The following is a 20,581-nucleotide window of genomic DNA, read 5'->3' on the forward strand; positions in this document are numbered from 1 at the left end:
TGCCTGACCTGGATAACGGCCTCAACGAGGAGGCCAAAAATGTTTACGCTTCTGGCGGCGTGTAGCCTTCAATGTGCACGTCTTTGCCTTCAAACAGGAAATTAACCATCTCCTTTTCCAGCACTTTGCGGTCTTCTGGGTTCATCATGCTGAGCTTTTTCTCGTTGATTAGCATGGTCTGCTTGGCCATCCATTTCTGCCAGGCTTCTTTGGAAATCTCGTTGTAAATGCGTTTACCCAGATCGCCAGGGTAGAGCTGAAAGTCTTGGCCTTCAGCGTCGCGTTGTAAAAAGGTACAAAAAATAGTGCGGCTCATTATTCTTCCTCATTGATCTCACAACTGTGCAAAGCCAGTTGCTGGGGATGGCGCAACTCATGCAAAAGTCGCTCGACAGGTGCGGCTAATCCCACTGCCGGTGGCTGCGCTAAGTTATACCAGAGACCGTCCGCTTCATCCATCGCCGACCCGACAGAAGGCCATGCCAGCCACATTGGCACGATGTCCAAATGGAAGTGGCTAAAGGTATGGCGAAACGCGGTCAGCTGCTGCGGTTTTGCGTGAATGCCCCGTGCGATTAACCAGTCAATCAGCGCCTCTTCGGTGGTGAATTGCGGGAAGCAAAACAGGCCGCCCCATAATCCCACTGGCGGACGCTGCTCCAGCCAGACGTCATCGCCATGCTGGATCATCAGGAACCAGCCGCTGCGCTCTGGCAGGGTTTGTTTCGGCTTTTTACCGGGATAGCTCGACCAGCTGCTGTCGGCATAAGCCATACAACCACTGTTAAGCGGACAAATTTCGCATTTCGGTTTTGAGCGGGTGCAAACGATGGCGCCGAGATCCATCATCGCCTGATTGAACTCACTGACGCCTTCAGCAGGCGTAACGGTTTCGCTGATCTGCCATAAGCGCTTTTCGACCTCTTTTTTGCCCGGCCATCCCGCCACCGCGTAGCACCGTGCCAGCACACGCTTCACGTTGCCATCGAGGATGGGGAAATGTTGCCCAAGCGACAACGACAACACCGCGCCTGCCGTTGAACGGCCTACGCCAGGCAGCGCCGCGACATCATCAAAATTGCGTGGAAATACGCCTTTGTGCACATCAACAATCTGTTTCGCCGCTTTGTGCAGGTTGCGCGCACGCGCGTAGTAGCCTAAACCGGTCCACAGATGCAGCACTTCATCTAACGGCGCAGCGGCTAAATCGCTGACCGTAGGAAAACGTGCCATAAAGCGTTCGAAATAGGGAATAACAGTAGCAACCTGGGTTTGCTGTAACATCACTTCGGACAGCCACACCTTATAAGGTGTTTTCTCCAGCTGCCACGGCAGGGTTTTGCGGCCAAAGCGCTGATACCAATCCAGCACCTGTTGCGCGAACTGCGGCGCTTGCATCATAAGAAGGAAATTTTCCGTGGTTACTCTACACTCAGGCAGGAATTCCAGCACATGCGCATCTGAGTGTAAACCGGAAGATGGCAAAGGCTTGCTTCTGCTTATGAACTTTGCATAATGCCCGTTTCCCAGAACAGGCTAACCAGCAGGCTTCGACATGATTAATGACGTCATCACCCCAGAATTTGATGAGAATGGACGCCCATTGCGCCGCATTCGCAGTTTTGTACGCCGCCAGGGCCGCCTGACCAAAGGCCAGCAGATGGCGCTCGATAATTACTGGCCGGAGATGGGCGTGGAATACCAGCCGGAGCCCATCGATCTGCTGCAACTCTTTGGTCGTGAAGCACCGATTACCCTGGAAATTGGTTTTGGCATGGGCGCTTCTCTGGTGACTATGGCGCAAAACACACCACATCAGAACTTCCTGGGTATAGAAGTTCATGCGCCGGGCGTAGGCGCATGTCTGGGTGCAGCAAAAGAGGCGGGCGTAGAGAATCTGCGCGTGATGTGCCATGACGCGGTGGAAGTGCTGGAGAAAATGATCCCAGATAATTCGCTGCGTATGGTGCAACTTTTTTTCCCCGATCCATGGCACAAAGCGCGCCACAACAAGCGTCGCATTGTACAAGTGCCGTTTGCCGAGCTGGTTATGCGTAAGCTGAAGCTGGGCGGCGTGTTCCACATGGCGACTGACTGGGAAGCCTACGCGGTTCATATGCTGGAAATCATGAACAGCATCGACGGTTATAAGAATCAGTCCGAAAGTCAGGATTACGTGCCGCGTCCTGAGACGCGTCCATTGACTAAATTTGAGCAACGCGGGCAGCGTTTAGGCCATGGCGTATGGGATTTAATGTTTGAGAGGGTGAAATAATGGCCACACAACGCAGCCGCCGTTTACGTAAAAAAATGCATATCGATGAATTTCAGGAACTCGGTTTTTCTGTTGCCTGGCGCTTTGCCGAAGGTACGTCTGAAACTGAAATCGATGAAACGCTGAATCAGTTTATTAATGAAGCGATTGATCCAAATGGTCTGGCGTTTGACGGCAGTGGTTATCTGGCGTGGGAAGGGCTGGTTTGCCTGCAGAAAGACGGTAAATGCACCGATGAGCACCGTGAACTGGTGCGCAAATGGTTACAGGATCGCAACCTGCACGATGTGCAAGTGACTGAACTCTTCGATATCTGGTGGGACTAAGTTCTATATCTGCCTGGCTTACTGGCGACTTGAGCATCGTGCAGGGCTCGCATTCTCACGTATTTATGTACGCGCCGAATGCGCTGCGCTGGCCGGCACCCAATTCGCTGCGACGCACGGCAGACCTGTCGTTATGGTTTCAGTGAGATCGGGAGAGTTTATGGTTCGTAAAACGGTTCTTGCTGCGCTGCTGCTGGCGGCAACACAGGCTCAGGCTGCCTATGAGTGCAGCGTGAAACCTCAAGATGATGTCGTCATTAAGCCGCAGAGCGTGCAGGTGGTGGGGACTAACGGCAATCTGGAAATCACGCCGCAGGGTGACATAACATTCAATGGTCAGCCAGTGACAGTGGATAATGCCAGCCGCCAGAAAGCAATTGATTACCAGAATGGTTTACGCCGTGATCTGCCTTGGATCGATAGTGGCGCAACGTCACGACTTGAAAAGAGCCGCGTGGCGTTGGATCGCGTCATTGTTGAGAAACTGGGTGCGAACAGCAACGTGCGTAATCGCCTGACTACGCTCAATAGTCAGCTGAAGCAGCAGATGAACCGCATTATTGAACATCGTGCCGATGGTTTAACCTTCCATCATCAGGCGATTGATCAAGTACGTGCAGACGGCGAACAACTGGTGCAAACCACGTTAGGCGGCGTGATGCAGGACAGTCTGAACGAGATGGGCAGTAAGCAGGCCGTCAACGGCAGCAATCCGTTGCAGGCGATTATGGGAAATCTTGGCGGGCTTCAGCAGTCAATTCAGGCTGAGTGGAGCAATCAGGAGCAGGATTTCAAGAACTTCGGCCATGAAGTATGTAATCGCGTTATTACGCTAGAGGATCAGCGTAAGGGCTTGGTTAGCGGTCTGAAAAAATAAATAAAAGCCTCAGCCTGAAAGTTCGGACTGAGGCTTCATTATTTCTTTTCGCCGCTATTCTTCGGCTAAAAACAGTTCTAATAGCGAATTCAGAAACAATTTTCCTTTCTCACTGATCTGCCAGTGCTCTTCAGTCTCAATCACATAGCCTGCCGCAATGGCTGCGTCTATCTGTGGACGAATGACCTCTTCCGCTAAGCCGGTATAAAGCGAAAATTCATGGCGTGGTGCCGCTTCCAGCAAACGGAAACGATTCATGAAAAATTCGAACGGCTTTTCGGCATCGGCAACCTCGTACTGCTTATCCAGATAAGTGCCTTTCATGAAACCGCGTGGATGCTTGGTTTTCACCGTGCGCACAATGCGGCCATCGGGTTGGGTTAACTTGCCGTGTGCACCGCACCCGATACCGAGGTAATCACCAAAACGCCAATAATTGAGATTGTGTTCACAGCGATAACCCGGTTTGGCGTAAGCCGAGGTTTCATATTGCTGATAACCGGCTGCGGTCAGGAGTTGATCTCCCTGCTCGAAGATATCCCACAGCGCATCGTCATCGGGCAGCACCGGCGGGCGCGAACTAAACAGTGTGTTTGGCTCGATGGTCAACTGATACCACGACAGATGCGGCGGATTCAGCGCAATTGCCTGACGCAGATCGTCGAGCGCTTCCTCAAGCGTTTGGTCAGGCAAGCCGTGCATTAAATCAAGATTGAAGCTGCGCAGCCCCAGCCCTTCAGCGAGATGAGCGGCGCGCTTCGCCTCTTCTGGACCGTGAATGCGCCCCAGACGTTGAAGCTTCTGCGGGCTAAAGCTCTGCACCCCGATGGAAATGCGGTTGATACCGGCGCGCTGGTAAGCACTGAAACGATCGGCTTCTACCGTGCCAGGATTCGCTTCCATGGTGATTTCAGCGCCAGCCGCCAGCGTCAGACGCTCACGTACGCCATCCATCAGCATCTGCATCGCGTTGCTGCTTAACAAGCTTGGCGTGCCGCCACCGATAAAAATGGTACGGACTTCTCGTCCATTTATCAGCGGCAGATCGTTATCCAGATCGTTGAGTAAATGCTGCACATACTCAACGTGCGGCATCTCATCTTTCAACGCATGGGAATTGAAATCACAGTAGGGACATTTCTGTACGCACCATGGAATGTGGATATAGAGACTGAGTGGCGGCAAATTAGGCATTACGCATCGCTTCCAGCAACAGCGTCAATGCTTTACCCCGATGAGAAACCGCGCCTTTTTCCGCTTTGCTCAGCTCAGCGGCGGTTTTACCTAAAGCCGGAACGGCGAAAATGGGATCGTACCCGAAGCCACCGACACCCGCTGAAGCACGCGTGATTTCACCTTCCCAACTGCCGTGAAACACCAGCGGTGTAGGATCTTCAGCATGGCGTAGATAAACCAGCACGCAATGGAATTGCGCCTGACGCTGATCGTCGGGAACATTTTCCATCGCTGCGAGCAGCTTCTCAAGGTTCTGCTGATCGCTGGCCTCTTCGCCAGCGTAGCGGGCCGAATAGATGCCCGGCGCGCCGCCAAGCGCATCTACCGCCAAACCCGAGTCATCGGCAATGGCGGGTAAACCAGTAATTTGCGCCGCATGACGCGCTTTGAGAATGGCGTTTTCGATAAAGGTCAGACCGGTTTCTTCAGCGGATTCCACGCCAAGCTCGGTTTGCGCCACGATATCCAGGCCAAAGGCGGACAGCAGGTCCGCCAGTTCACGTACTTTGCCGGGATTACCGGTAGCGAGCACAACTTTTTGCATAACAGTTCCAGTTAATTCGATTACAGCAAATACCAGAGACCTGGGAACAGGTCCATGCCGAGGAAGTTCAGGGCATACAACACCAGAATCACGATCATCGCTGAGAAGTCGATGCCGCCCATAGCAGGCAGAATACGGCGAATGGGCGCCATCAAGGGTTCGGTCAGTTGAATCAGCACCTGATCGACAGGGCCGCGGCCTTGGCTAATCCAGCTCATGAGAGAGCGAATGATAATGACCCAGAACACCAGATAACCGGCAGATTTCACCAGCGACAGCAGGCCAACCAGCAGGTTGGTAGGATCAAGCGAGAATACGCCCACTTGAATCAATAGCAGGATCGGATATTTGAGTGTAGTCAGCACAAAAGCCAGCAGCAGCGAAGCGGTATCAATCGGCCCTAACGCAGGAATGATACGGCGTAACGGCTTGATAATAGGCTGAGTAATCTTGACGACAAACTGCGCCAGCGGGTTGTAAAAATCACAGCGGGACCACTGCATCCAGATGCGCAGCAGCAGCACCATGACGTAGAGATCGATCAGCGTTTTGACTAAAAACGTCATTGTTAACATGAAGTTCCTCAATTATTGTTGTGGTTTGCTCGCGTAATCTCGCGCGCCAAAGATTGCAGTGCCGATGCGCACCATGGTGCTGCCTGCGGCAATAGCGGCTTCCATATCATCACTCATCCCCAAAGAGAGTGTGTCGACATCGGCATAATGCTGTTTCAACTGCTGGAACGCGTCGGCCATCTGCTGGCATACCGCCAACTGCCGATCGTAATCACTTTCTGGTGCGGGAATGGCCATTAATCCACGCAATCGCAGCTGCGGCAATTCTGCTATTTGCTGCGCCAGCTCGGAAAGGGCCTCCAGCATGATGCCAGATTTGCTGTTCTCGTCACTGATATTTACCTGAATTAACACATTAAGCGGCGGCAACGTTAACGGACGCTGGTCATTCAGGCGCTGCGCAATACGCTGGCGATCAACGGTATGACACCAGGCAAAGTTTTCCGCCACCAAACGACTTTTATTGGACTGCAACGGACCAATGAAGTGCCATTCCAAATGAGGATGTGCGGCCAGTGCCTGAACCTTTTCAACCCCTTCCTGCACGTAATTTTCCCCAAAGGGAATTTGTCCGGCTGCGGCGGCTTCTTCGACGGCGCTCGCAGGTTTAGTTTTGCTTACTGCAAGTAAGGTGATTTCTTCTGGCGCTCTGCCGCAACGCGCGGCAGCGGCAGCGATACGCTGCCGCACTTGCTGTAGGTTGTGCTGGATTGAGGTCATAGTCAGGAGAAATTATGGATCTGGATGAAATGGTGGGCCTTAGTGTAAAGCATAACGCCGCCGATCTGCACCTTTGCAGCGGACATTTGCCTTACTGGCGACGGCAGGGCAGGTTGGAAGCGATACCCGACTGGCCGAAAGTCAGCGCGGCGTGGATGGATACGTTTATTGAGCAATGGCTGGACGATCCGCAGCGGCGGCAGCTTGAAGCCGAAGGTCAGCTTGATTTCGCCTTGAGTTTGCCGGGTGGACAGCGACTGCGTGCCAATCTCTTCCGCCAGCGGCAAGGCTTGTCTTTGGCATTACGCACTATTGCCAACCAGTGTCCAACGCTGGCGAGCTTGCGCTTACCCGCTATTGTGCCCTTGCTGTTGGAAAAAGAGGAGGGACTGATTTTGATCACTGGCGCGACCGGCAGCGGCAAATCCACTACGCTGGCAGCGATGGTCGATGCGCTCAACAGACAGCAGGCGCGGCACATCATCACGCTAGAAGATCCCATTGAGTTTATTCATAACAGCCAGCAATCACTGATCCAGCAGCGAGAAATTGGTGTGCATTGCACTGCTTTTAACCAGGGGATTAAAGCGGCACTACGCGAAGATCCTGATGTGATTTTATTGGGCGAACTGCGCGACAGCGACACGATTCGACAGGCGCTGACAGCAGCAGAGACTGGGCATCTGGTGCTGGCAACGTTGCATACGCGCGGCGCTGCTCAGGCGGTTGATCGGTTGGTCGATCTCTTTTCCGCTGAGGAGAAAAATCTGGTGCGTACGCAACTGGCGGGCAGTCTTAAAGCGGTGATCGCTCAGCGATTAGTGCCCTCACTCGAAGGTCAACGCATTGGCTTGTTTGAGGTCCTGATAGCAACGCCCGCAGTGGCGAATTTAATCAGGGAAGGCAAGATGCATCAAATTCCTGGTGTTCTCCAAACCGGCGCGCAAGCGGGTATGCAGACCTTTGAGCAGAGTTTACTGGCACGAAAGGCGGAAGGGCTCATTAAGGACACACCGTGACGTGCCGCGCTTCATTGCTTAGTAAGCGCGGGGTGCGGGTCATGGATAAGTTAGGTGATGATGAATAACGTGCTTAGTAGTGCGTTTCAAACCAGTCTTGCAGAATGATCGCCGCTGATTGCGAATCGACTGAACCTTTGTTTAGCGCACGATAACCGCCGCGTTCAAACAAGCCAGCACGTGCTTCTACCGTACTCAGACGTTCATCTTGCAGCTCAACACGAACGCCAAAGCGGCCATGCAGCCGATTAGCAAACTTACGTGCTCGCGCGGTTAACTCTTGCTCGGTGCCGTCCATATTCAGCGGCAATCCGACAACCACAAAATCGGGCTGCCACTCTTTCAACAGCTTTTCGATTTGTAGCCAGTCTGGCGTGCCATCCTGCGCTTTAAGCGCTGCGAGCGGGCGGGCGCTACCGGTGAGTTGCTGACCTATCGCCACGCCAATGCTCTTGGTGCCGAAATCAAAACCTAACAGTGTTTGATTTGACATCAGGCGTGTCCGGCGTCGCTGGCCATGTTGTGAATATCAACGCCAATACTGCGCGCTGCTTCACGCCATCGCTCAGAAATGGGCGTTTTAAACAAAATATTGCTGTTGGCGGGCGTGGTCAGCCAGGCATTCTCCATGAGTTCGTTCTCCAATTGGTCTTTTTCCCAGGCACAGTAACCCAGTGCTACCAACACGTTTTCTGGCTGTGATTGTGTACCAATCGCTTCCAGCACATCACGCGAGGTGGTGATGATGGTGGTATCAGAGATGCGAATACTGGAGGTAAAAATGCGTTGTGCAGAGTGCAGGATAAAGCCGCGATCTTCCGCTAACGGACCGCCGGTAAACACCGGTTTGTCCAGCTTGATAGCAGGATCGCGATCTTCAGAAGAGATCTTGAGCTTTTTAAGAATGCCTTCCACCGTCAGGTTTTCCATGGGCTTGTTGACGATCAGTCCCATCGCCCCTTCTTCATTGTGTTCACACACGTAAACCACAGAACGTTTAAAGAAAGGGTCTTGCAGCGAAGGCATGGCAATCAAAAAATGATGCTGTAAATTCATTCTCACTCGATGTACCAAAAATAACCGGCGCGCAGTTGCCGCGCCGGTGTTGGGTTGATCACGGAGCAGAGCTCCGACGTCATGCTCAGCCCAGACGCTTCTCGATAGCATCCATCAACATGCCGGTGATGGAGATCGGGAATGCTGCTTCAATTTCACGCACGCATGTTGGGCTGGTCACGTTCACTTCAGTCAGTTTATCACCGATGATGTCCAAGCCTACAAAAATCAGCCCTTTTGCTTTCAGCGTTGGACCCACGCGACGGGCAATTTCCCAATCGCTTTCGCTTAACGGACGCGCTTCGCCACGTCCGCCAGCGGCGAGATTACCGCGGGTTTCACCCCCTTGTGGGATGCGCGCCAGGCAATAAGGCACAGGCTCACCGTCGATGACCAGAACGCGTTTGTCGCCTTCTTTAATCGCCGGGATAAAGTTTTGTGCCATGCAGAAGTAACTTCCGTGGTTAGTCAGGGCTTCAACAATCACTGAAAAGTTAGGATCATCTTTTTTCACACGGAAAATTGACGCGCCACCCATGCCATCCAGCGGCTTCATGATGATGTCACCGTGCTCTTGCCAGAACGCGCGCAGCTTCTCTTTATTGCGAGTTACCAGCGTATCTGGCGTGAACTCCGCAAACCATGCGGTATACAGCTTTTCGTTACAGTCACGCAGGCTTTGCGGCTTGTTCACGATCAGCGTACCCAACTCTTCTGCGCGCTCCAGAATATAGGTCGCGTAAATGAATTCCGTATCAAACGGCGGATCTTTACGCATCAGTACAACATTCAGCTCAGAGAGTTCAATCTCTTGCTCGCTGCCGAACTCATACCACTTGTCATAGTTTTGGTCGACGCTCAGCAGACGCGTGCGAGCATAGGAGACGCCGCCACGCAGCGAGAGATCGCCCATCTCCATGTAGTGAATTTCATAACCACGACGCTGTGCTTCCAGCAACATGGCGAAGCTGGTGTCTTTTTTAATGTTGATGGACGAGATGGGGTCCATCACGATGCCAAGCTTAATCATTATTATCTCCTCAATGAGGCGGCATTTACCGTCTCGTTCCATGCGTCAGCGTTGGGCTGAACAGTCAGGACGCCGTGTGTGCTGCGTGCGTCTTAGAAATTATCGCTTAACCCAGGTCACCAAACCTCACCTGAAGTGCCGTAATGGCCGTCAGCGCGGTTGTTTCGGTGCGTAACACCCGTGGGCCAAGCAGAATGTCAGTAAAATCGTGTTGCGCTGTCATTGCGATCTCTTCTGCGGAAAGGCCGCCTTCTGGGCCAATCAACAAGCGTACTCGCTTAACCGGTTGCGGCAACGTGTTGATGCTGTGGCTGGCGCGTGGATGAAGGTTAAGTTTCAATCCTTCGTCTGCTTCTGCACACCAGGCTTCCAGCGTCATGGCTTCGCGAATTTCCGGCACGCGGTTGCGGCCACACTGCTCGCAAGCCGCAATCGCAATTTTCTGCCACTGCTGAATCTTCTTCGCCAGCCTTTCAGCATCCAGCTTTACGCCGCAGCGTTCGGAAAACAAGGGCGTAATGACATTAACGCCGAGCTCAATCGATTTCTGAATGGTGAATTCCATCTTTTCACCGCGTGACATCACTTGGCCCAAATGCATAAACAGCGGTGATTCACGATCATCGGATTGGCTCTCTAAAACAGTTACTTTTACACGCTTTTTATCAACATGCGTGATCTCTGCTGCAAAAGTCAGATTAGTGCCATCAAACAGTTCAAGGCGTTGACCGCTGGTCATGCGCAGCACGCGGCCTACATGATTGGATGCGTCTTCATCCAGCGTAATTTCACTGCCTACACTAAGCGGTTCGGCCTGATAAATGCGAGGTATGCGCATAAGGTTCCTGAGAACTGAACGCCGCGCTGTATTACGCGGCGGAATAGAAGAAACAACTAGTTTAGGGCAGGGATTTTAGCGCTGGCAAGCCTGCTGCACATAAGGATTGTGATTACCCTGTATGCGAGCGATGCGTTTGTCACGTTCACACTCCCATGGCGTAACGGGATAAAGCTTGTTCCATACGGTAAACAGCTGGGTTTGCTGACGAGAAAGGCGCAGATGATATTGATCGCGCATATAGAAATAGGTCCGCGCAATAGCTCCCCGCGCGCGCGCTGGCGGCTCGGCAATCTTATTTTTGAAATCGACTTTCATACCGCATTGTCCATAAGGCTGCTCACCGCCGTTCCATTGGCTGTATGCCAGATTCCCGCGATCACCATTTACTTCACCCACCGCAGGTTGCAGGTTATGCAGATCGGTTTCGATTCGGCGATATTCAGCATCTTTACTGCAATTCTTGCGTCCACCGTTTTGCCAACACTGGCGCTGATGACCAAACTCCCACGCTGGCATGACGTGTTCCCATTCAATCCGCTTGGCGCGATTCGCATTTTTACGAACCTTGTAGCCACAGCTGTTGAGATCGGGGACGCCTTTTTTCCCCTGCCAGTTGATTTTACAGCCACAGTAAAACGTTCCTGGCGCATCAGCATTGATTTGCGCCGCATAGGCTTTGGCCTGCTGGAAATTGTTTTGATGATAGTTATTCAGGCTTAGGGCGCTGGCAACAAACGGGGCAAATAACAGCGAAACAGCAACAATAATTTTGCGAGACATATTCCAACAATCTACGTAGAGCCAAAAAAGGGCGGCAGGGTAACAGAATGAGGAATCACGAGGAATGAGAATCCTGGTCAGGATGGCAAATAGTCGCCTGGCTTTAACAGACTGCCGCAGCTCACGCAGCGATATTCGCTTTCTCCACGCACGACGCGATTATGACGACGCACAGTGAGATGATGCTGCTGGCACTGACATCGGTAGTTGAAGGTGCGACTGCGCACCGATTCCACCTCAAAGCGGTGAGTACGCTGGGCAGGCACGCCAAGCACGCTTTCCATCATCCATTTCCACTCTTTGCCATGGGGCGCAACGCGACCAAAATGTTTCCACACCAGCAGATGAGCCAGCTCATGCGGCACCACTTCATCAATAAAGGCTTGTTGATTCTCTAACAGCAAAACGGGATTGAGACGGATTTCCCACTTTTCTAGCCAGGCGGTGCCAGCTGCGGTGCCACGCTGTTGATAAATCAGTTTGGGTTCGGGATAGCTGCGCGCTAATTTTTGATTAGCCAACTCAAGCGAGTGGCGCAGCGAGCGCATCACGGCTTGCTGTAGCGCGATGGGAAGACGAGGTGTTTTCATGGGGCCAAGAATAAGCGGGCGCGGGCGGGAACTCAATATTGGAAAAGAAAACGGCGGGACTTTCCCGCCGTTGTTGCTTGCTAATTAGTTCTGAGAACCAATATCACGCAGCTTTTTGCCTTTCATCAGGTTGCGTTCGATGTGTTCCAGCGAGATGTTCTTGGTCTCCGGAATCAGCATTACCGTCAGCAGGATGAAGAACAGGTTCAGCAGGGCATAGACCCAGAAGGTCGACGCGTTGCCCAAGGTGTTCAGCATCGTGAGGAAGGTAGCGCCCACAATCATGTTCGCAATCCAGTTGGTGGTGGTGGACACGGTGATACCGAAATCGCGGCCTTTCAGCGGTTGAATTTCAGAACACAGTACCCAGATCAGCGGACCGGCAGACATTGCAAAACCAACGATAAACATCAGCAGCATGCCAATGGCGAAGTACTGCGCGCCCTGAGAATCAATGCCAATATGCAGCATCGTACCCAAAATGCCCATGCCTGCCGCCATCACCATAAAGCCCAGAATCAGCGTTGGCTTACGGCCCCAACGATCCACCAGACCAATCGCGATGAAGGTCGCCAGCACATTGACCAGACCCACAATCACTGTGCCCCACATCTGCTCAGTGGTGTTAGAGAAACCCGCAATCTCAAAGATTTTCGGTGCGTAATACATGATGACGTTCATACCGGTGAACTGTTGCATCACCTGTAACAGAATGCCGAGGAACACCGCACGACGGAAGTTGCTGTTTTCTTTAAACAGACCCCAGCCAGATTGCTTGATTTTCAGGCTTTCACGGATTTCATCCAGTTCACGCTTTGCTTGCTCGCTGGTGTCACGCAGACGATCCAGTACACGCTGCGCATCGCGGAAGTTACCTTTAGCCGCCAGCCAGCGCGGGCTGTTTGGCAGGAAGAAAACGCCGATCAGCAGCAGCAGGGCTGGAATGGTGATTACACCCAGCATCCAACGCCAGTTGCCGGTAAAGCTGAATGCGGTATCAGACAAATACGCGCCAAGAATACCAATGGTAATCATCAGCTGGTACAGCGAGATCATACTGCCGCGAATCTTTTCTGGCGCAATTTCGGAAAGATAAAGCGGGGCAGTGTAAGAAGCGATGCCCACCGCCAGGCCCAGCAGCACGCGCGCCCAAATCAGCATTTCAGGGTTCGGCGACATTGCCGACCACAAAGAACCGATAACGAACAGAATCGCACCCGCCATCAGGCTTTTCTTACGGCCCAGACGCGAAGACATCCAGCCGCTACCAATAGCACCCACAGCCGCACCGAACATCATGGAACTGACGATCCACTCTTGTTGGTGTGCCGTAACGTTAAAGTCTTTAGCGATAAACGGCAGTGCACCGGCAATAACGCCGATATCCAGACCGAACAGCAGGCCAGCGAGAGCCGCCAGAAAGCAGACAAATAAGGTCATCGCCTTATTTGAAGTTCTGCTTTTTTGTGTATTGCCAGGCATTGTTGCCTCCAAGTTTATCCATCGTTGTTTTTATCAATGTTAAAAAACCTTTTGCCGGAAAAAAGTGAGGACGATCACATCAGTGTAATCGCTTACACACGCTGAAACCCTGAAATTCAGCATTTATAACCCGGAAAGGTCAAGTAACCAGAGAGGTATAGCACTCTTTAAGTTTCTGACAATGCTCTTATTATCGGCAATCAGATGACGCTGAAAATAACGCATTTTTATTACAATAACTACGCCGTTTAATTCCTAAATTGCAGATAACTAAAGCGTTTCAAATTGTAATCGTTAACATTTTGTTGTCAGGATTGGCGAAAGAAGTGTAGTTGAGATAACGAAAAAAGCTGTCTGAAGAGATTTGAAAGCAGCGTAAGCCGTTTTTTTGACTCGTAACTTTGTAGCGTTAGGGATGAGAGGGCGATCGGTTAGCAAAAAACAGGCAATAAAAAACCCTGCTTCATCAACAGGGTTTTCGGATGGGGCCCGAGAGAAAAATTACAGGCCCGCAGCGTCGCGCAGTTGAGCAGCTTTGTCTGTTTTTTCCCATGGGAAGTGCTCACGACCAAAGTGACCATAAGCTGCGGTCTCTTTGTAGATCGGGTGCAGCAGATCCAGCATCTGAATCAAACCGTATGGACGCAGGTCGAAGAACTCACGCACCAGCAAAGTCAGCTGTTCGGTAGAGATTTTCTCGGTACCAAACGTTTCAACCATGATGGAGGTCGGTTCAGCGACGCCAATCGCGTAAGAAACCTGGATTTCACAACGATCCGCCAAACCCGCAGCCACGATGTTTTTAGCCACATAGCGCGCAGCATAAGCCGCTGAACGGTCAACTTTTGATGGATCTTTACCTGAGAACGCACCGCCGCCATGACGTGCCATGCCGCCGTAGGTATCAACGATGATTTTACGACCCGTCAGGCCACAGTCGCCCATTGGGCCACCGATAACGAAACGACCCGTTGGGTTGATGTGATATTTGGTTGAAGCATTCAGCCATTCTGCTGGCAGAACCGGTTTGATGATCTCTTCCATTACCGCTTCTTTCAGATCTTGCTGGCTAACATCTTCAGCGTGCTGAGTTGACAGGACAACAGCATCGATACCGACGATTTTGCCGTCATCGTACTGGAAAGTGACCTGGCTTTTCGCATCTGGACGCAACCACGGCAGTGAACCATTTTTACGGACTTCAGCCTGACGCTGCACCAAACGGTGTGCATAAGTCACTGGCGCAGGCATCAGCACGTCAGTTTCGTTGGTTGCGTAGCCAAACATCAAGCCCTGATCGCCCGCGCCTTGTTCCAGCGGATCGGTGCGGTCAACGCCTTGGTTGATATCAGGTGATTGCTTGCCAATCGCGCTTAAAACGGCGCAAGAGTTGGCATCAAAGCCCATATCGGAATGAACATAGCCGATTTCACGAACGGTGTTACGGGTGATCTCTTCGATATCAACCCAGGCGCTGGTAGTGATTTCACCCCCAACCAGAACCATACCGGTTTTAACGTAAGTTTCGCAGGCCACGCGCGCTTTAGGATCCTGCTCGAGGATCGCATCAAGTACGGCATCAGAAATTTGGTCAGCGATTTTATCAGGATGTCCTTCTGATACAGACTCGGACGTAAAAAGGTGTTTAGCCATTCTGTTCTTTACCTTACAAATGGTTTGAATTCGACTGCATAGCGTAAGTGAGGCTGAACCTGACTTAACGCCCCTTCAGGCAAAGCCGCGAGCAGTTTAGGAAGTATCAGCACATCAGGCTAACATCGCCTGGAGTTTAACCTGTTTAGATGGAAAACCATCTGGACGTCTATTTTAGGTTACAGAATGCGCGAATTACCAGCCCTTTTTCTGTTTCAGCATTTTACGCAACGGCAAAACTGGAAGATTTTCCTGACAGTACACGCAATAACCAAATAATCTTTTTGCTATTTTTGACCACAAACTGTATAAAACGCCGCTGCTTTTAGGCAGCAAAAAGGATGACGTCACCACGCGTCGCGCCCGTCAGAACAGTGAGGCTTCTGGCGTTCACCCAGGTTGTTTTCCATGTGTCTTTGGCATATGTGGAGGTGATTCAAGTAATGAACCACGCTTTCTTTCCTTTCGGTTCTCCGCGCTGTTGCGCTGCGCTGGCTTTCTCCTGTTTCCCATCATTTTCAGTGTCCTGCCGACATTGTGTTCGTAGCGGTCATTCTACCGACACGAGTACCCGTTAATCTGTACTGCTATCCTTACGTTTTTGTTCCTTCTCTGTGCTTATGCAGATGAACGACGCACGTTATCCGTGGTCCTTTTTATACGTTTCTCTTTTAAACGTTTTCTATTTAAACGGACAGGCCAAGGTGTTTTACACTTACTTTCATGCGTTAATCGCGCTGACGGCAACGTCAGGTGAACAGGACATTGCGTCACATGTGGCAACGAATTTCTAACTTAGCGGCAGTTAAGCCGATTAACAGTTTCATCTTTCAACGGAAAATTGAGGTTCGTGATGTCTGACGACATGAAGAATATCAAGGGTTCGTCAGCTGGCGAACAAGGTGCACTCCGCTCAATGCAGGAGGTAGCAATGAACGATCAAGATGCCAGCAAAATGCTGCGTACTTATAACATCGCCTGGTGGGGCAATAACTATTACGACGTCAACGAACTGGGCCATATCAGTGTGTGCCCGGATCCGGATCTGCCGGACGTACGCGTCGATTTAGCCAACCTGGTGAAAGAGCGCGAAGCGCAAGGCCAACGCCTGCCCGCGCTGTTCTGTTTCCCGCAGATTCTGCAGCATCGCCTGCGTTCAATTAACGCCGCCTTTAAACGCGCGCGTGAATCTTACGGTTACAAGGGCGATTACTTTCTGGTTTATCCGATCAAAGTTAACCAGCACAAACGCGTCATTGAGTCGCTGATCCACTCCGGCGAACCGCTGGGACTGGAAGCGGGATCCAAAGCGGAGCTGATGGCGGTGCTGGCACATGCGGGTCAAACCCGTTCCGTGATCGTCTGTAACGGCTATAAAGATCGTGAATATATTCGTCTGGCACTGATTGGCGAAAAGATGGGGCACAAAGTTTATCTGGTGCTCGAGAAAATGACCGAAGTGCGTCTGGTGCTGGAGGAAGCGGAGCGTCTAAACGTGGTGCCGCGTCTGGGCATCCGCGCACGACTGGCGTCTCAGGGTTCCGGTAAATGGCAGTCGAGCGGCGGTGAAAAATCGAAGTTTGGTCTGTCGGCAACCCAGGTGCTGAAACTGGTTGAGATCATGCGTAACGCAGGTCGTATCGACAGCCTGCAGCTGCTGCATTTCCATCTCGGTTCACAGATGTCGAATATTCGCGATATCGCGACCGGCGTGCGTGAATCAGCGCGTTTCTATGTTGAGCTGGCGAAGTTGGGCGTCAACATTAAGTGCTTTGACGTCGGCGGTGGTTTGGGCGTCGATTATGAAGGCACGCGTTCGCAGTCAGATTGTTCAGTGAACTATGGCCTGAACGAATACGCCAACAACGTGATTTGGGCGATTGGCGATGCGTGCGACGAACACGGTTTGGAACATCCAACGGTGATCACCGAATCGGGTCGTGCCGTCACTGCGCATCATACGGTACTGGTGTCGAATATCATCGGTGTCGAACGCAACGAGTTCAGCGAGCCTGAAACGCCAGCAGTAGATGCGCCGCGCCCGATTCTGAGCATGTGGGAAACCTGGCAAGAGATGCACGAGCCGAGCACGCGTCGCTCGCTACGTGAATGGCTGCATGACAGCCAGATGGATCTGTTTGATATCCACACCGGTTACTCATCCGGCACTTACGATCTTAAACAGCGTTCATGGGCTGAACAGCTTTATCTCAGCATTTGTCATTACATTCAGCAGCATCTTGACCCAAGTAATCGCGCGCACCGTCCGATTATCGACGAACTGCAAGAGCGCATGGCGGACAAAATGTACGTCAACTTCTCGCTGTTCCAGTCGATGCCGGATGCATGGGGTATCGATCAGCTATTCCCGGTGCTTCCGCTGGAAGGGCTGAACAAGAAGCCGGAGCGCCGTGCGGTGCTGCTCGACATTACCTGTGATTCCGACGGCACTATCGATCACTACGTTGATGGCGACGGCATTGCTACCACCATGCCGATGCCGGAATACGACGTTGATAATCCGCCAATGCTGGGCTTCTTTATGGTGGGTGCTTATCAGGAAATTTTGGGCAACATGCACAACCTGTTTGGTGATACCGAAGCGGTTGATGTCTATGCGCGTCCAAATGGCGACGTTGAAGTGCAGCTTTCTGACGAAGGCGATACCGTTGCGGATATGTTGCGCTACGTTCAGCTTGATCCCAACGAGCTGATGACGCTGTTCCGTAATCAGGTTACTGAAACTGAACTGGATGAGGAGCTGCGCGAACAATTCCTGCAAGAGTTCGAAAGCGGCCTTTACGGCTATACCTATTTAGAAGACGAGTAATGATTAGGGCTGAGCACTTCAGGTGCTCAGTCTCTCTTCTTTGTTCAGTCGCTCACAACCTTCACATTGCGCTTGCCACCGTCCTCACAAATCCCGCTTTTCTCCAATAACGCAGACGTACAAATAAATTAGACTTTTCTTAGCACCTGCATTTAAGTTCCGGATTAAAGCGATCGCTTTGTCATAACATCTGCTATTTCAGCGACATAACTGCATTTATATAGTTGGAAGAGCTAAACCTGATTTACATCGTAAACAAACTGAAACATAGCCAGGTTATATGATGAGTAATGAGCTGCCATACTGATGCCACTGCTCAAATTCACTCTCAAAGAGCCCAATATCATAGGTGGTTGTGTGGAATTTTTACTGACAGGCATTGCCGTTGTAGCCTTGATAGGACTGCTCATCGCCATCAGCGTGATGCGTTCGGCCGCAGAGGATATTGATAACGACTATTAAATGCCTCATGCGTGCGTCATTTCTCTCTTCTTGTTGATCCCGTCATCCGCATCCCAAACCTCTGTTTCTACCCACTTCAAACAAATCACGGTTCCTGGCTGTTTTTTATATATATCTTTAAGCTGTAGAGATCAGATTGAATAGAAACAAACCCTTATTAGAACCGGATATCACTGTAAAACGGTATAATAAGTGCACAATAAACATAAGAGTAAGTTATCTCGGAAAGATGAAAGTACTTTTAGTAATCCATGAATTTTTCTGAACTCTGCTTGCTATTATCTTCCGCTCACCACCGCCATTAATGTGTCTCCATATAAATATTAACCTTATTAAAATATAACCTGTAGTGACTTTATCAGTTACCAATTATCTTGGTTGTCGTCTGTTATTTATACCATGAAACAGTAGGGTGTTATTTTAAATAGGTGGCTCCCGAATTGATTTTAATTCATTGAAATTTAGTGTTTATTTGCTTTTGGTTGCTCTTTTTCCGCTATCCAAACTATTTGGTTGATTAAAAAGCGACCAGTTAAACACTAAGAATCTTCTTAAAAAAGTTGTGCCATTTCTTACGCTATGTTACATAGGTTTCGTTAAAATTTCCCTGCGGCCTTTTATTTAAAAGGGCGGCTGCCTGCACTAAATGACAATTAAAAATTTCGCCAGTCACCTGCTGGACGCTATCCCTTTGTCTTAAATTCTGGAGGGGAAGGGGGTTTTTATTGTGCAGAAAAACGTCAGCGTAGAGATTTAGTGTTCATTTTTGTTTAACCATCGTCAACTGGTTAATAAGTGAACACGCGAAGGTCGTCCTATTAAGTGAAAAAACGGCTAAATCCGGAACGGTCGAGTAAATGTACACAAGTAACGTTGCCCGGTTTTGTAGATAACTCTCTGCCAGAAAAGGCTATTTACTCGCAGCGATACAAGAGAATAAGCATCGAAGAGTAAGAAAAGATGCAAAAACACCCTGTTTCCGCGCTATTGGCCATCAATAAAGAGAATAAAGTCACCCAGCTGTTTCCAGGTTCTACTGAGCGTGTGGCAACGGAAATATGTCACCGGCCTTAACAAAGACGTGCGAGAGCACACAATAAATGATGATAGCTGCATGTTAATTGAGAAAGTGAAGTTCAGAGCATCGGGAGTGCGCACAAAGTTGTCCGTGCTTTCACTGGCAAATCTGCAAAACCACCTCGCTAAAATTATTATTTTGCTGCCGATGGCGTTGCTGCTCATCTATTTGGTGATCTTCAGTCAACCGCGCTTCATGAGCGAATCCAAAGTAGCCATTAAACGCGCCGATGATATCAACGGCAGCAGCCTGAACGTCGGTTTGTTGCTCGGCGCTTCCAATCCCAGCTCTGCAGAAGATGCGCTCTACCTAAAAGAGTACATCAACTCACCCGATATGATGGCGGTGCTGGATAAGCAGCTTAATTTCCATGAAGCGTTCAGCCACAGCGGTCTGGATTTTCTGAATCATCTCTCGAACGATGAAACCGTTGAGCGTTTTCTTGAATACTACCGCAGCCGTATCAGCGTGGCGTATGACGATAAAACGGGTTTGTTGGATATTCAAACCCAAGGCTTCACCCCAGAGTTCGCTAAGCAATTTAACCAAGCTGTGCTGAAAGAGTCCGAACGCTTTATCAACGAACTTTCCCATCGCATTGCTCGTGATCAGCTCACTTTCGCCGAAAACGAAATGCAGAAAGCACGCGCCAGGCTGGATGAAAGCAAAGGCGAACTACTGGCTTATCAGAACCACAACAATGTGCTGGATCCAGAAGCGCAAGCGTTAGCCGCCAGCACTTTAGTGAACACGCTTAATGGTCAGAAAATCCAGATGGAAGCAGACCTGCGTAATTTGCTGACCTATTTGCGTGACGATGCGCCGCAGGTGATTAGCGCGAAAAACGCCATTGCGTCACTGCAATCTCAGATTGATGACGAAAAAGGCAAAATTACGGCACCGGAAGGGCACAAGCTCAACCGCATGGCAGTGGATTTCGAAGAGATAAAAGCGAAAGTCTCCTTTGATACTGACATTTATAAGTTGGCGCTTACTTCTATTGAGAAGACGCGTGTCGAAGCCGCTCGCAAGCTGAAGGTGCTGTCGGTCATTAGCTCACCGCAACAGCCGCAGGAATCTACGTTCCCGAATGTTCCTTATTTGATCGCCTGCTGGTTACTGGTGTGCAGCTTGCTGTTCGGCACCTTAAAACTGCTGCTGGCTGTTATTGAAGATCACAAAGATTAATTCGTCGCCCAGACATTGA

Annotated in this window: 21 protein-coding genes; 7 read left to right on the top strand and 14 right to left on the bottom strand. The window is 50.8% G+C overall.

Annotated features, from left to right (window positions below; genetic code table 11):
• Window positions 1–43: 43 nt before the first annotated feature.
• Window positions 44–316 (bottom strand): oxidative damage protection protein, encoded by a 273-nt coding sequence (locus tag MUG06_RS14305; protein WP_243078999.1) that lies wholly within the window; start codon window positions 314–316, stop codon window positions 44–46.
• On the bottom strand, window positions 316–1,401 hold the full coding sequence (gene mutY, locus MUG06_RS14310; RefSeq protein ID WP_243079000.1) for an A/G-specific adenine glycosylase: 1,086 nt from the start codon (window positions 1,399–1,401) through the stop codon (window positions 316–318). Before mutY ends, MUG06_RS14305 begins: the two co-directional genes overlap by 1 nt.
• A gap of 154 nt (window positions 1,402–1,555) precedes the next feature.
• On the opposite strand from mutY, the gene trmB reads away from it, so the two are divergent.
• The 3 genes from trmB to MUG06_RS14325 all read left to right on the top strand — a co-directional run bounded on the left by trmB (window position 1,556) and on the right by MUG06_RS14325 (window position 3,478).
• Window positions 1,556–2,275 carry a tRNA (guanosine(46)-N7)-methyltransferase TrmB gene (trmB, locus tag MUG06_RS14315; RefSeq protein WP_243079001.1) on the top strand — a complete coding sequence of 240 codons (720 nt, stop codon included), beginning with the start codon at window positions 1,556–1,558 and terminating at the stop codon, window positions 2,273–2,275.
• Window positions 2,275–2,601: a YggL family protein gene (locus MUG06_RS14320; RefSeq protein ID WP_215845650.1), complete on the top strand. Its 327-nt coding sequence runs from the start codon at window positions 2,275–2,277 to the stop codon at window positions 2,599–2,601. The genes trmB and MUG06_RS14320 overlap by 1 nt, the downstream gene beginning before the upstream one ends.
• A gap of 160 nt (window positions 2,602–2,761) precedes the next feature.
• On the top strand, window positions 2,762–3,478 hold the full coding sequence (locus MUG06_RS14325; RefSeq protein ID WP_215845651.1) for a DUF2884 domain-containing protein: 717 nt from the start codon (window positions 2,762–2,764) through the stop codon (window positions 3,476–3,478).
• 54 nt (window positions 3,479–3,532) lie between these two features.
• On the opposite strand, the gene hemW is transcribed toward MUG06_RS14325, so the two are convergent.
• The 4 genes from hemW to MUG06_RS14345 are packed head-to-tail and all read right to left on the bottom strand — an operon-like array spanning window position 3,533 to window position 6,553.
• On the bottom strand, window positions 3,533–4,672 hold the full coding sequence (hemW, locus tag MUG06_RS14330; protein ID WP_215845652.1) for a radical SAM family heme chaperone HemW: 1,140 nt from the start codon (window positions 4,670–4,672) through the stop codon (window positions 3,533–3,535).
• Window positions 4,665–5,258 (bottom strand): XTP/dITP diphosphatase, encoded by a 594-nt coding sequence (locus tag MUG06_RS14335; RefSeq protein WP_215845653.1) that lies wholly within the window; start codon window positions 5,256–5,258, stop codon window positions 4,665–4,667. The genes hemW and MUG06_RS14335 overlap by 8 nt, the downstream gene beginning before the upstream one ends.
• Before the next feature lie 20 nt (window positions 5,259–5,278).
• Window positions 5,279–5,833: a YggT family protein gene (locus MUG06_RS14340; protein WP_215845654.1), complete on the bottom strand. Its 555-nt coding sequence runs from the start codon at window positions 5,831–5,833 to the stop codon at window positions 5,279–5,281.
• 12 nt (window positions 5,834–5,845) lie between these two features.
• On the bottom strand, window positions 5,846–6,553 hold the full coding sequence (locus MUG06_RS14345) for a YggS family pyridoxal phosphate-dependent enzyme (RefSeq protein ID WP_243079002.1): 708 nt from the start codon (window positions 6,551–6,553) through the stop codon (window positions 5,846–5,848).
• Window positions 6,554–6,567: 14 nt separating this feature from the next.
• Here MUG06_RS14345 and MUG06_RS14350 point away from each other — a divergent pair, with 14 nt between their 5' ends.
• Complete coding sequence (locus tag MUG06_RS14350; protein ID WP_243079003.1) at window positions 6,568–7,572, top strand: type IV pilus twitching motility protein PilT; 1,005 nt, start codon at window positions 6,568–6,570, stop codon at window positions 7,570–7,572.
• A gap of 73 nt (window positions 7,573–7,645) precedes the next feature.
• Here MUG06_RS14350 and ruvX read toward each other — a convergent pair whose 3' ends face one another.
• The 8 genes from ruvX to metK all read right to left on the bottom strand — a co-directional run bounded on the left by ruvX (window position 7,646) and on the right by metK (window position 15,004).
• Window positions 7,646–8,065, bottom strand: a complete 420-nt coding sequence (gene ruvX, locus MUG06_RS14355) for a Holliday junction resolvase RuvX (RefSeq protein WP_215845656.1) — start codon at window positions 8,063–8,065, stop codon at window positions 7,646–7,648.
• Window positions 8,065–8,628: a YqgE/AlgH family protein gene (locus MUG06_RS14360; RefSeq protein ID WP_215845657.1), complete on the bottom strand. Its 564-nt coding sequence runs from the start codon at window positions 8,626–8,628 to the stop codon at window positions 8,065–8,067. The genes ruvX and MUG06_RS14360 overlap by 1 nt, the downstream gene beginning before the upstream one ends.
• 85 nt (window positions 8,629–8,713) lie before the next feature.
• A complete protein-coding gene (gshB, locus tag MUG06_RS14365; protein WP_243079004.1) occupies window positions 8,714–9,658 on the bottom strand; it encodes a glutathione synthase in 945 nt (314 codons plus the stop codon).
• 106 nt (window positions 9,659–9,764) lie between these two features.
• On the bottom strand, window positions 9,765–10,496 hold the full coding sequence (gene rsmE, locus MUG06_RS14370) for a 16S rRNA (uracil(1498)-N(3))-methyltransferase (RefSeq protein WP_243079005.1): 732 nt from the start codon (window positions 10,494–10,496) through the stop codon (window positions 9,765–9,767).
• Between the two features lie 75 nt (window positions 10,497–10,571).
• Window positions 10,572–11,279, bottom strand: coding sequence for a deoxyribonuclease I (gene endA, locus MUG06_RS14375; RefSeq protein ID WP_243079006.1), 708 nt, complete (start codon window positions 11,277–11,279; stop codon window positions 10,572–10,574).
• 77 nt (window positions 11,280–11,356) lie between these two features.
• Window positions 11,357–11,869: a SprT family zinc-dependent metalloprotease gene (locus tag MUG06_RS14380; RefSeq protein ID WP_215845659.1), complete on the bottom strand. Its 513-nt coding sequence runs from the start codon at window positions 11,867–11,869 to the stop codon at window positions 11,357–11,359.
• An 84-nt stretch (window positions 11,870–11,953) separates the two neighbouring features.
• The gene (locus MUG06_RS14385; RefSeq protein WP_243079007.1) at window positions 11,954–13,351 is read right to left on the bottom strand and encodes a sugar porter family MFS transporter; all 1,398 of its coding nucleotides are present in this window, start codon (window positions 13,349–13,351) and stop codon (window positions 11,954–11,956) included.
• A 501-nt stretch (window positions 13,352–13,852) separates the two neighbouring features.
• A complete protein-coding gene (gene metK / locus MUG06_RS14390) occupies window positions 13,853–15,004 on the bottom strand; it encodes a methionine adenosyltransferase (protein WP_215845661.1) in 1,152 nt (383 codons plus the stop codon).
• Window positions 15,005–15,857: 853 nt separating this feature from the next.
• Here metK and speA point away from each other — a divergent pair.
• The 3 genes from speA (at window position 15,858) to MUG06_RS14405 (ending at window position 20,562) form a co-directional block, all read left to right on the top strand.
• Window positions 15,858–17,834, top strand: a complete 1,977-nt coding sequence (speA, locus tag MUG06_RS14395) for a biosynthetic arginine decarboxylase (RefSeq protein ID WP_243079008.1) — start codon at window positions 15,858–15,860, stop codon at window positions 17,832–17,834.
• A 306-nt stretch (window positions 17,835–18,140) separates the two neighbouring features.
• Window positions 18,141–18,296 (top strand): hypothetical protein, encoded by a 156-nt coding sequence (locus MUG06_RS14400; protein WP_243079009.1) that lies wholly within the window; start codon window positions 18,141–18,143, stop codon window positions 18,294–18,296.
• A gap of 1,114 nt (window positions 18,297–19,410) precedes the next feature.
• Window positions 19,411–20,562: a capsule biosynthesis protein gene (locus MUG06_RS14405; RefSeq protein ID WP_243079010.1), complete on the top strand. Its 1,152-nt coding sequence runs from the start codon at window positions 19,411–19,413 to the stop codon at window positions 20,560–20,562.
• Window positions 20,563–20,581: the final 19 nt, after the last annotated feature.

This window comes from Pantoea sp. MQR6, assembly GCF_022761075.1.
Taxonomy (GTDB): domain Bacteria; phylum Pseudomonadota; class Gammaproteobacteria; order Enterobacterales; family Enterobacteriaceae; genus Pantoea; species Pantoea phytostimulans.